General features: G+C 72.0%; 8 protein-coding genes. 2 read left to right on the top strand and 6 right to left on the bottom strand.

The features are described 5' to 3' along the window. The first annotated feature begins 188 nt into the window (after positions 1-188). A complete protein-coding gene (locus tag ACIRDX_RS15800) occupies positions 189-2,582 on the top strand; it encodes a helicase-related protein (protein WP_396626398.1) in 2,394 nt (797 codons plus the stop codon). 17 nt (positions 2,583-2,599) lie between these two features. Continuing rightward, positions 2,600-3,169 (top strand): DinB family protein, encoded by a 570-nt coding sequence (locus tag ACIRDX_RS15795; RefSeq protein WP_396626397.1) that lies wholly within the window; start codon positions 2,600-2,602, stop codon positions 3,167-3,169. A 167-nt stretch (positions 3,170-3,336) separates the two neighbouring features. Here ACIRDX_RS15795 and ACIRDX_RS15790 read toward each other — a convergent pair whose 3' ends face one another. From ACIRDX_RS15790 to ACIRDX_RS15765, 6 genes are all read right to left on the bottom strand, one after another. Then, positions 3,337-3,708, bottom strand: a complete 372-nt coding sequence (locus ACIRDX_RS15790; protein WP_396626396.1) for a LysM peptidoglycan-binding domain-containing protein — start codon at positions 3,706-3,708, stop codon at positions 3,337-3,339. Positions 3,709-4,031: 323 nt separating this feature from the next. Next, positions 4,032-6,194: a glycoside hydrolase family 3 C-terminal domain-containing protein gene (locus tag ACIRDX_RS15785; protein WP_396626395.1), complete on the bottom strand. Its 2,163-nt coding sequence runs from the start codon at positions 6,192-6,194 to the stop codon at positions 4,032-4,034. Positions 6,195-6,287: 93 nt separating this feature from the next. After that, positions 6,288-8,480: a 1,4-alpha-glucan branching protein GlgB gene (gene glgB / locus ACIRDX_RS15780; protein WP_396626394.1), complete on the bottom strand. Its 2,193-nt coding sequence runs from the start codon at positions 8,478-8,480 to the stop codon at positions 6,288-6,290. Beyond that, the gene (locus ACIRDX_RS15775) at positions 8,477-9,040 is read right to left on the bottom strand and encodes a YgaP-like transmembrane domain (protein ID WP_396626393.1); all 564 of its coding nucleotides are present in this window, start codon (positions 9,038-9,040) and stop codon (positions 8,477-8,479) included. The genes glgB and ACIRDX_RS15775 overlap by 4 nt, the downstream gene beginning before the upstream one ends. A 73-nt stretch (positions 9,041-9,113) precedes the next feature. After that, the gene (locus ACIRDX_RS15770; RefSeq protein ID WP_396626392.1) at positions 9,114-10,412 is read right to left on the bottom strand and encodes a hypothetical protein; all 1,299 of its coding nucleotides are present in this window, start codon (positions 10,410-10,412) and stop codon (positions 9,114-9,116) included. A gap of 2 nt (positions 10,413-10,414) precedes the next feature. Then, on the bottom strand, positions 10,415-12,346 hold a 1,932-nt coding region (locus ACIRDX_RS15765), incomplete at its 5' end, for a response regulator (RefSeq protein ID WP_396626391.1).

Here is a 12,346-nt window from a genome sequence, read left to right as displayed (position 1 = left end):
GCGTGCGGTGCTTGCTCTCCCCTGACGTGCCCCTGCCCGTCGGACAAGTCCGACGGCTACGTCCGATGAGGCGCGCCGTCCGGCGTGCGACGTTCGGCGTCCGGCGTCCGGCGTCCGGCGTCCGGCGGTCGACGCGCGGCGGTCGGCGGTCGGCGTTCGAAGTTCGGCGTTTGTCTACAATTCTGCCAATGTACGCCTGGTCGGTCGGGGACCACCTGACCCATCGCTTCAACGCCGACCTCGGCACCGGACGCGTCACCGCCATCGAAGGCCGCGTGCTGGTCGTTCACTTTCCCGATGGCCAGACCACGCTCCGCCTCGCGGCCCACAGCGACGCGCTGGTGCCCGCAGCCGCCGTCATCCCCGTCCGCGACCGTTCACCGCTCGAGCGCCTGCTCGCCGGCGACATCGACGAGACCGAAGACGTCCTGACGCGGCTCGACGTGCTGCACCTGCTCGCCACGCGCGAGGCCGGCGGACTCGGCTCGTTCCTCGGCGGACGCGTCCGCCTGTTCCCGCACCAGTTGCACGTCGCCGAGCGCGCCACCGCGCGGCTGCCCGTGCGCTGGCTGCTGGCCGACGAAGTGGGCCTCGGCAAGACGATCGAGGCCGCCCTGATCATGAACCGCCTGCTGCACACGCAGCGGATCGAGCGCTGCGTCGTCGTGGCGCCCGACGCGCTCACGGTGCAGTGGCTCGGTGAGTTGTGGCGCAAGTACCACCAGGTGTTCACGCTGCTCGACGAGGCGCGCCTGGCCGACGTCGCGCGCGACTTCGGCGCGGGTTTCAATCCGTTCGACGTGCATCGCCGCGCCGTCATCGCCCTCGAGCTGCTGGTCGAACGGCCCGACCTCGCGAAACAGGCCGCAGCCGCCGGGATTGATCTGCTGGTCGTGGACGAGGCGCAGCGCCTGCGCCGGCCGCCGGGGCACCCGGGTGAACCCGGCTATCGCGCCGTCGCCCCGATCGCCGCGCTCGGGCGACATGTCCTGCTGCTGAGCGCGACGCCGCTCGAAGACGATGCGCACGGGTTCTTCCGGCTGTTGCAACTGCTGCGGCCCGACGAGTTTCCCGAACCGCTCGACGTCGACGCGCGCCTCGCGTCGGGCACGCCGCTGCCGCCGTGTACCAGCGCGACGCGACGCGTGGACATCGGCGGCCTGCCGCCACGGGCCCCCCGGCCCATCGACGTGCCGGCGTGGTGGGTGCCCACCGCTCCTCTGGTGGCCGACGCCGCTCGCGACGCGCTCGCCAGGAAGCGCGCGCTCGACCGCGTGCGACGAGCCCTGGCCTCCGGCGCCGCACTGAGGGCGGCTCAGGGCCTGACCAACACCGACCTCCGCGCGCAGGCCGAGGCCGGCGACCGCGTCGACCCACGGCTCGCGTGGCTGATCGCGCAGGCGCCTGCCTGGCGCGATGCCGGCCAGAAGACGCTCGTGTTCGTCGCGCACCGCGAGTCGCTCGACATGCTGCGCGATGCCTGCAGCGCCAGGGCCGCGCTGGCCACGGGCCTCTTCCACGAGGAGCTCTCGGCCGCACGACGCGACCTCGAGGTCGCGCGCTTCCGCGCCGGCGACGGCCCCAGCCTGCTGATCTCCACCGAGTCCGGCGGCGAGGGCCGCAACTTCGAGTTCTGCGACCGACTGGTGCTGTACGACCTGCCGTGGAAGCCCTCCACGGTCGAGCAACGCATCGGCAGGCTCGACCGCATCGGCAGGCGCATCCCCGTCGAGATCGTCTACTTCCGGCCGGACGAGGGCCTCGGCGCGAGCGTGGTGCGCCTGTACGAGCGCCTGGGCCTGTTCCGCGAGCCCATCGCCGGCGTGGAGCCACAACTGGCCCACGTGGAGACCGCGCTCGACACGCTCGCCCTTGCGCCCGATGCGGCGCTCACCGACGAGGACGTGGACCGGCTCCTCGGCGAGGCGCAGGCGGCGCGCACGCGCATCCACGATGCCGTGTACCGACAGATGCACCGCGAGCCGTTCCGCGCCGACCTGGCGCCGGCCCTCCTCGCGCGCGTCCCCGTCGACCTCGACGCCCTGATGGAGCAGGTGGTCGTCAACGCCGCCTCGCGCCTCGGCTTCCGCGTCGAACACGCACGCGGCCCGCGCGCCTACGTCGTCGACTTCGGCAACGAGGCCCTCGTCGACAGTCTGCCGGGCGTGCCGGGAGGCTCCACGTTCAAGGGCACGTTCGATCGCGAGCACGCCGTCGAGGACGAGACGAAGGACTTCTTCGCATCGGGGCACGCACTCGTCGAGGGTGTGCTCGCCCACTTCGAGGAGGACCCGAAGGGCCGCGCCGGTCGCCTCGCGGTCACGCTGCCCGGCCCGCACGGCCCAGGCCTGGTGGCGATCTACAAGGAGGGGCCGCAGTTCGAGGTGGTGGCCCTCGACGGCACCGGTCGCCCGCGCCCCGACTGGGCGGCCGCCTTCGCGCGACGCCCCCTCACGGCACGACGCCTGTCGGCTGGCGAGATCGCCGCGCACGACTGGCCACGCCTGCTCGCGCGCCTGGCGCCGCTCCTCGGCGACCGTCGTCCCCACATGCTCGCCGCCATCGTCGCCACGCCTTCGTGAGGCCGAGGTCACCTGCCATGGACACGCCGCCCGACGCCGTCACCTTCGACCGCGCACTCACGCTGGACGACGCCAGGCGACTGCTGGCGCGCACGCCGTGGGTGCTCGATGCACTGCTGCGCGACCTGCCCGACTCGCTCGTCACGGCGAACGAAGGCCCAGGCACGTGGTCGCCGCACGACATCGTGGCCCACCTGTCGCACGGCGAACGCACCGACTGGATGCCGCGCGTGCATCACCTGCTGGCGCACGGCGCCAACCTGCCGTTTCCGCCCTTCGATCGCGAGGGCCATGCCGACGCGTCGCGAGGACGACCAATCGCCGACCTGCTCGACGAGTTCGCCACGCTGCGCGCCGCGAGCCTCGACGACCTGGCAGGTCTCCCGCTGTCTGATTCGGACCTCGACAGGCCCGGCCTGCATCCGGCGCTTGGTGCGGTGACGCTGGGCCAGTTGATCGCCACGTGGGTGACGCACGACCTCGATCACCTGATGCAGGTGAGCCGTGTGCTCGGCAGGCAGTACTCGACGGCCGTGGGGCCCTGGCGCGCGTACCTGCGCGTGGTCAACGGGACTGCCGTGCAGTAGCGGCTGGCGGTCGGCTACAGGCTACAGGCAGCAGGCGACCTGCGGCGCACTCGGCCAGGGCACAACAGGCCGCGATCGCGCGGGTGCGCGTCACGACGGGGACGGGCGGCCTGAGTGGGGGCGGGGGAAGGGGAGGTCGGGGCGCCGGGCGCCCCGACCGCAGCCGACTAGGCCGTGGGGATCGTCAGCACCTGGCCGACCTGGATCTTGTCCGGATCGGAGAGCTTGTCCTTGTTGGCCTCGAAGATCTTCATGTACGCGTTGGCGTCGCCGAGGTGAGCCTTGGCGATCTTGCTGAGCGAGTCGCCCGGCTGCACGGTGTACTCGATGGACGGGGGCGCCACCACGTCGATCACGGCGTGGAGGTCGTTCTGCCACGAGGGCACCGACTTCAGGGCGGTCCAGATCTGGTTCTTGGCATCCTCGGACGTGACCGTGCCGTGGAACACCAGCTTGCCGTCCTTCTCCTCGGCCGATCCTTGCATCCCGACGGTCTTGGCCACGTGAATGGCGGCCGCGTACGTATCGCGCAGGCTCATGTGCACTCGCTCCCTCTGCAACCCAGATGATGAAGGCACCCTCGCGGGCACCGCTGGCTGGCCGTCCGCGCGAAGGTGCGCGGCGGTCGGCTGGATAGATGCAAACGCACTCGCAGTACGTTCGTCAATCTGTTCCTTGGGTGATCCGATCCAGGTCATGCGGCACGCCGGATATCTCTCGTTGCGATGCACCACCATCACGGTCCTGCCGAACCACAACAGGAGCGCCATCACGACGCCGATGGCCCCATGGGTGGCGTTGGCGTGCGACGGAGGCGTGACATCGCCGAGTTGCGTCGACGGACCGGACCGGCGCGACGGCTTCAGCGCAGCGCGACCGTCGCTGTCCCGACGCGCACGGTGACTGGGCCTCGGACCGGCTGACGCGCGCCAGCCTCGTCGACCACGTCGAGCGCGGCAGCGTCGAGTGGCACGTCGACGCGCGACGACTGCCCCGGTTCGAGCGTGACGCGGCGGAAGCCCGCCAGCGTACGGCGGGGCGCGTTCGGCCCCGGCGGGTCGTGCGTGACGAAGGCCATGACCACCTCGTCGCCGGCACGCGCGCCCGTGTTGGCGACCGTGACCGACGCCACGCGTCCGCCGGCGGCGCGGTCGATGCGCAGGTCCGCGTACGTGAACGTCGTGTAGCTGCGGCCGTGCCCGAACGCCCACAGCGGCTCGCCTTCGAAGTACCGGTACGTGCGGCCGCGCATCGCATAGTCGTCGAAGGGCGGCAGGTCCCGCGTCGACGCGTAGAAGGTCACCGGCAGGCGCCCGCCGGGATTGGCGTCGCCGAAGAGCACGTCGGCGACGGCCCCGCCGCCTTCCCCACCCGGATACCACGCGGCGAGGATGGCGTTGGCCCGCGCCTTCACCGTGGGGATGGCCTGCGCGCTGCCGCCGGTGAGCACCACCACGACGCGCGTGCCCGTGGCCTGCACCGCGTCGAACAGCGCCAGCTGCGTCGCGGGCAACTCGATCGACGGCCGATCCCCGCCAGGGTTGCTCTTGTCCTCGCCCTCCTCGCCCTCCTGCTTGGGCGTCAGGCCGAGCACGAGCACGACCAGGTCGCTGGCGCGCGACAGTTCGACGGCGCGCTGCCTCGCTTCAGGCGTGCCGCGCGTCACACCACTGCCGGGCGTGGCCGTCACCGTGATGCCGCGTGCCGCGGCTGCCGCGCGCAGGCCCTGCACGATGGTGATGGGCGCCGAGGGCGTGCCGTTGTAGTTGCCGACGAGCGCGTCGAGGTCGTCGGCTGTCGGGCCGATCACCGCCAGACGCCTGACCGACGCGGCGATCGGCAGCACGCCGTCGTTCTCGAGCAGCACGATCGTCTTCCGGGCGACCTCGCGGTTGAGCGCCCGGTGCGCCGGCGAGTCGTTCACGTTGTACGGAATGCGCGCCCAGGCGACGCGCGACGGCGGGTCGAACATGCCGAGCCGCATGCGCGCGGTGAACAGGCGCGTGACGGCACGGTCGATGTCGGCCGTGGCGATGAGCCCGGCCTTCACGGCGCGCCCGAGCCGCCGGAAGTCGGATCCGCACTCGAGGTCGGTGCCGGCCTTCACGGCCTGCGCCGACGCCTGCGTGCCGTCCTTCGAGAAGTGGTGCGTCTTCCACATGTCGTAGATCGCACCGCAGTCGGTCACGACGTAGCCGTCGAAGCCCCAGCGCGTGCGCAGCAGGTCGTCGAGCAGCCGGCGACTGGCGCTGACCGGCACGCCATCGACCGCGTTGTACGCGCTCATCACCGACATCACGCGCCCCTCGCGCACGGCGCGCTCGAAGTGCGGCAGGTAGGTGTCGGCCAGGTCGCGTGCGCTGGGCCTGGCGTCGAACTCGTGGCGCGTGATCTCGGGCCCGCTGTGCACGGCGTAGTGCTTGGCCGTGGCGATCGTCTTGAGGTAGGTCGGGTCGTCGCCCTGCAGGCCGCGGATGAACGCGACGGCCATGCGTCCGGTCAGCAGCGGGTCTTCGCCATACGTCTCGTGGCCGCGGCCCCAGCGCGGGTCGCGGAAGATGTTGATGTTGGGCGAGAAGAACGTGAGCCCCTGGTAGCGCCCGTGCTGCCCCTGCCTGAGCGCCTCGTGGTGCTTGGCGCGCGCCTCGTCGCTGATCGCCGTCGCCACCCGGTGCATCAGCCCATCGTCGAAGGTCGCGGCGAGCGCGATCGCCTGGGGGAACACCGTGGCGACGCCGGCGCGCGCCACGCCGTGCAGGGCCTCGTTCCACCACCCGTACGCGGGGACGCCCAGCCGGGGGATGGCGGGCGCCTGGTCCACCATCTGGCTCACCTTCTCCTCGAGCGTCATCGCCTCGACCAGCGCGCGGACGCGCTCGGCGACGGGCCGATCGGGATCCAACCAGGGCTGGGCGGGCGCCTGGGCGCGCAGCGGGAGCGACAGCAGCACGCAGGCGGCGAGCGCAGCGCCACATGCACGGCTGAGGGCGACGAGGGGGCGGGCAGGCTTCGGGAGGCGCGCCATGATGGCCATCAATCTACCCGAAGGCCCAACGCGTGGATCGGGGGGCGGCGCGCGACGCGCCTCCGGTCGGGCACCGGAGGCACGTCCACGGCGTCACGCGGGTTTCAGCACCAGGCAGGAGAGCGGCGGCAAGGTCACGGCGAGCGACTGGTCGTGCCCGTGCGCGGGCGTGTCCACGGTGCTCACGAAGCCGCCGTTGCCCATGTTGCTCCCGCCGTAGGCCGTGGCATCGGAGTTGAGGACCTCGGCGTACCCGCCGGCGCGGGGCACGCCCACCACGTACCCTTCACGCGGGACCGGCGTGAAGTTCATGACGACGACGACGAAGTCCTCCGGGTCGGCAGCGCGCCGGATGAAGGAGATGACGCTGTTCTCGTTGTCGTTGCAGTCGATCCACTGGAAGCCCGAGGGATCGTAGTCGCGCTGGTGGAGCGCCGGCTGCGCGCGGTACAGGTGCGCGAGGTCGCACAGGAACCGGAAGATGCCGTCGTGCGGCGCGTGGTCGAGCAGGAACCAGGGCAGCGACTCGCCGTGGTTCCACTCGCGCCACTGGCCGAACTCGGTCCCCTGGAACAGGAGCTTCTTGCCCGGGTGCGTGAACATGTACCCGTAGAGGGCGCGCAGGTTGGCGGCCTTCTGCCAGGTGTCGCCGGGCATCTTGTCGAGCAGGTGGCGCTTCCCGTGCACCACCTCGTCGTGCGAGAACGGCAGGATGAAGTTCTCGTTGTAGGCATACAGCATCGAGAACGTCAGGTGCGTGTGCTCCCAGCGGCGGTGGATGGCATCCCTGGACGTGTAGGTCAGGATGTCGTGCATCCACCCCATGTTCCACTTGTAGGTGAATCCGAGTCCGCCGAGGTGGACAGGACGGCTGACGCCCGGCCAGGCCGTCGATTCCTCGGCAATGGTGACCACGCCGGGATGCTTCTCGTGCACGATGGCGTTGAGCTGCTGCAGGAACGACACCGCATCGAGGTTCTCGCGTCCGCCGTACTGGTTGGGCACCCACTCGCCTTCCTTGCGCGAGTAGTCGAGGTACAGCATCGAGGCGACGGCGTCGACGCGCAGGCCGTCGATGTGGAACTCCTCGATCCAGGCGATGGCGCTGGCGATCAGGAAGTTGCGGACCTCGTTGCGCCCATAGTTGAAGATCAGGGTGCCCCAGTCCATGTGCTCGCCCTGCCGCGGGTCGGCGTGCTCGTAGAGCGCCGTGCCGTCGAACCGCGCCAGGCCGTGGGCGTCCTTCGGGAAGTGGCCCGGCACCCAGTCGAGGATGACGCCGATGCCGGCCTGGTGCAGCGCATCGACGAAGGCCCGGAAGTCGTCGGGCGTGCCGAAGCGGCTCGTGGGTGCGAAGAACCCGGTGACCTGGTAGCCCCAGGAGCCGTCGTACGGGAACTCCAGTACCGGCAGCAGTTCGATGTGCGTGAAGCCCAGGCGCGTGACGTGCGCGATGAGTCCCTCGGCCAGTTGCTGGTACGTGAGGAACTCGCCGTCGGCGTTGCGGGCCCACGAGCCGAGGTGCACCTCGTAGATCGCCATCGGCTGGTCGAGGGCCTCGCGGCGCACCGCGCGCGAGGCCACCCACTCGCCGTCGCACCAGACGTACTGGCTCTCGTCGCAGACGACGGAGGCCGTGGCCGGCGGGTGCTCGCACGCGGCGGCACAGGGGTCGGCCTTGAGGAAGGGCGGCCCGCCCGACGCGGGTGCGATCTCGAACTTGTAGTGCGCGCCGGCGGCGACGCCGGGCACGAAGAGCTCCCACACGCCCTGCGGCAGCCGTTGTCGCATGGGATGCACGCGCCCGTCCCAGCCGTTCCAGTCGCCGACCACACTCACGCGCCGCGCGTTGGGCGCCCACACCGCGAACCGCGTGCCCGCGACGTGGCCGAGGGTCGTCGGATGCGCGCCGAGCGTCCGGTGCAGCTGCTGGTGGCGGCCCTCGCCGAGCAGGTACAGGTCGAGGTCGCCGAGGAGGAGGCCGAAGCGATACGGATCCTCGATCTGCGCCACGTCGCCGCTGTCGCGCGTGGTGACCTCGAGCACGTACGGCGCGAGTGTCGCCTGGCCGTCGAGGGCCACCTCGAAGAGGCCGTCGGGATGGCGAACGCTCATCGCGTGCGCCACGTCGGGCGTCGACGCGAGGCGCACGGCCACCGCCTCTGCCCGCGGCAGGAAGGTGCGGATGACGAGCCGCCCGCCCTCCACGTGGGGCCCGAGCACGGCGAACGGATCGCCGTGGGTCGCATTGAGGATCGCGCGAAGGGACGGGTCGAGAAGGCTCACGGTCGGGACTCCAGGGTCGTGGCGGGGGCACGCAGGGGCGCGTACCACGGCTCGCGCTCCGCCTCGTCAGGGTGATCGCCGGGACCACCCACCGACGTCACGCCCTGCGCATCGTAGACCGGGCACCAGCCGACCGCACCGGTGAGGGCAAGACCGACGGCGGCCACGCGCAACGGCACGCGCGCGGGCCAGGGCAGGCCACGCGTGGCGGCCAGCGCCAGGCCGGCGCCCGCCACGCGGAGGAGGCGCTCGAGGTCGCCGACGTTCTGGCCGTGCTCGAAGGCGTGCACCGTGGAGGCCGCGAGCAGGCCGGCGCCCTCGAGGGCATGGGCGAGGGCGGCATTGGTCGGTTCGATCAGCACCTGGCTGCCGATCCGGACCACGGGGGTGCGACGCGCGCCGCCCGTGGCCTCGACCACGGCCTTCAGCGCGTCGAGGTGATCGTCGACATCGATGGCTCGGAACGGCACGCGCAGCCGGCGCAGGCACCGTTGGGTGCGGGCGGTGTCGGCACACCATGCTGCGCCGAGCACCTCGACCACAGGTGAGGCGTCGGTCATGACGGGGCCACGCTATCGGACTGTCGTGGGCGCGTCAATCTCGGGAGTCGCCCCTGGGACCTGGCTGAGCCGGTCAGGCCCCCGGCCGGCGCAGCGATGGACCGGCCGCCACGGCCGACAGCGCCGACACCTCATCGGGGCGCAACGCCCGTCGCCACACGGCGATGCCGCCGATGGCTCCCGTGAAGCCGACACCGCGCGACGAATGGATGACCCGTCCGACGGTGAACGGCCCGCCGAGGTCGGGCGAGGCCGGCGCGTAGAGGTCGTGGCCGAACCAGAAGGGGTTGGCACGCAGCGCCAGGAGGTCGCGGCGGATGATGGCGCCCGGTGTCCCGTCGGGCTGGCGCGCATAGGTGACGCGCACACGCGTGTAGTCGTATTCGTGCACCTCGATGCGCGTGTCCGGGCGCTCGTCGAGGACGACCCGGCTGCGGGGCGTGCCCTCGGGGGGCGTGTACCACTGCGCCTTCGGGAACGCGGGGTCCTCACCCGGCTGCAGGCCGGGCTGGCGCTGCCACTCCGCCTGTCGCCAGCCCTGCGCCGGCCACTTGAAGAACGGGTGGCTGTCGGGCCGTTCGATCCAGTACGACGCGGCGACGCCATCGAGGTAGGCCGTCACTTCGTCGCGCGCGTTGTCGAAGGTGAACGCCATCACCGACCAGCGGACGCCGCGCGGGGGGCCAGCTGGACCGAGGCGGATGGCCGGCATGACCGCGACCGTGCTCGCCAGGTTGCGCGCGTAGCGATCGCCGAACGACGAGGCGCCGTTCTCCGAGACGTGCACGGCAGATGCGCCCTCGTTGGCCGCCAGGCCGGCAAACAACGCGTACTGCCGCATGCCACGCTCGACGCGACGCGCGCCGGACGCCTCCGCGAGATCGGTCCCCTCGTGCCAGATGCCGGCGATGGCGTGGTTGCCGCTCTCCCGCATCACCCAGGCCAGCATCGACACGGACGCCCCCGGCCCCTTCACGTCGAGCGGCGTGTCGTGCAGGCGCGTGCGCGGCACCATCAGCAGCGGCCGGAACGTCGCGTCGCTCTCGGCACGAATCACGACGGCATCGCCGAACGGGCCACTCCCGAGGGTCGGCACATCGTCAGGCACCGCCGGGCGCCCCTCGCCCCAGTACTCGTGCACGTAGTTGACGACGTCGAGGGCGTAGTCGTGGGTGGCACCGACGGGCTGGTGGGCGTCGAAGCGGCGCCCGCCCGCGTCCCGTCGCACGAAGTCCCAGAAGGCGGCCAGGCCGGCGACACGGGTCACGGCGCGCACGCGCCGCTGCGCCTCGGTGACGCGTCCGGCGGCGCCGAGCGGCAAGGCCGCACAGGCGAGCGCGAGCCCCGCCGCCAGCAGTGCCATCGCGCGCATGGCTACTTCCGGGCCTCGCCGCGCCCGATGCCCTCGGTGAGGCGACGGGCGATCTGCGGGACGACGCCGAGGAACAGCGCGCTCTCGTGACGCACGTCGGCCAGCAGGTCCGACAGCGGGCCGCCATCGCCGTACTTGAGGAAGAGCTCGACGCCGCTGATGGCGCCGGCGAGCCGCACCGCCGCAAGCGTGGCGGCCGCGCCGCGCATCTTGTGCGCGATGCGCGCCATCGCCTCGGTGTCGTTGGCCGCGGCGGCCGCCTCGAGCGCCTCGAGTTCGGCGGGCAACGACTCGGCGAAGAGCTGGAGCATGCGCGCGCCGAGATCGCCGTTGTGGTTGCAGCGCAGCAGCACCTCGGCCGGGTCCAGGATGTCCTCGGCATCGGGCGCCTCGCCGAGCGGCGCCTCGGCCACGGGCTCGCTGGCAGACGGCGCGGGGGCGGCCGGCCCCATCGGCGCCGCCACGCTCCCATCGGCCTCATCGTCGAGGCCCGCGGGATCGCCGCCCATGAGCCGCTGGAGCGTGCGCTGGAGCACCGTGCCGCGCACCGGCTTGGTCAGGTAGGCGTCCATGCCGGCCTCGAGGCAGGCCTGGCGATCGTCGGCCGTGGCATTGGCGGTGAGCGCGATGATGCGCGGCGAGGGCGACACGCGGCCCTCGGCCTCGGCCTGGCGGATCCGACGCGTCGCCTCGAGCCCGTCGAGCACGGGCATCTGGCAGTCCATGAGGATCGCGTCGTGGGGCCGCGCGATGGCGGCGGCCAGTGCCTCCGCGCCGTTGGCCACCAGATCGACCTCGCAGCCCATGGCGACGAGCAGCTCGCGCACGACCATCTGGTTGATGTCGTGATCCTCGGCCACCAGGACGCGCAGGGGACGGCTCCAGGCCAGCGGCTTCTGGCCGTCCGGCTGCGGACCGGCCCCGACCACGGCCTGCATGATGGCGTCGAACAGGGCCGAGCCCTTCACCGGCCGCACGATCTGCTCGCGCACGCCCGTGATGCCCGGCGGCACGCGGCCATCCTCGGGCGTGACCCACACCAGCCCCGGCTGCGGCGTCATCTCCCGCAGCCGCGCCGCGAACGCCGTCGCGCCGGGCGCGTCGACGTCGAGCAGCACGACGCCAAACCGCCAGCGGCTCGGCGTGGTCGCCTGCACGTGCCCGAGGGCGGCCTCGCAGTCGCCGACCGCCGCCACATCGAAGCGCCATCCCTCGAGCATCCGTTCGATTGCGCGGCGCTCCTCGGCGTCGGGCACGACGGCGAGGACGCGCAGCGGCATGTCGCCCTGGCGCTGCGTCTCGACCATGGCCGCGTCGGCGACCTCGATGGGCACGGTGACCGTGAAGGTGGCGCCCGCCCGCTCCACGCTGCGGACGGCAATCGTGCCGTCCATGGCATCGACGAGTCGCTTGCAGATCGTCAGGCCGAGGCCCGTGCCGCTGTGGCGACGGGTGTTCGAGGCGTCGCCGGGCGTGAACGGCAGGAAGAGGCGCTCGACCAGCTCGGGCGTCATCCCCACGCCGGTGTCGTGCACCTCGAGGCGCACGACTGCCTTGCGCGTGTGCAGGTCGACCTGCGCCGAGGCCTGCACGTGCACCTCGCCCCGCTCGGTGAACTTGACGGCATTGACCAGCAGGTTCACGAGCACCTGCCGCAGGCGACCGGGATCGCCGATGACCCAGGTCGGCACATCCTGCGTGACGGTGCATGACAGGCGCAGGTGCTTGGTGGCGGCATCGGAGGCCACCGCGTCGAGCGAGCTCTCCACGAGGTCGGGCAGGTCGAAGAGCGCCCGCTCGAGCGCGAGCGCGCCGCCCTCGATGCGCGACAGGTCGAGGATGTCGGTGATGAGCGTGGCCAGGTGCGTCGCCGAGGCGCGGGCGACGGCCACGTAGCGTGCCTGCTGCGCGTCGAGCCTGGTGGCCGACAGCAG

Source organism: Luteitalea sp., assembly GCF_044337415.1.
Classification (GTDB): Bacteria; Acidobacteriota; Vicinamibacteria; order Vicinamibacterales; family Vicinamibacteraceae; genus Luteitalea.
This window is presented reverse-complemented; position numbering and strand designations above follow the sequence as displayed.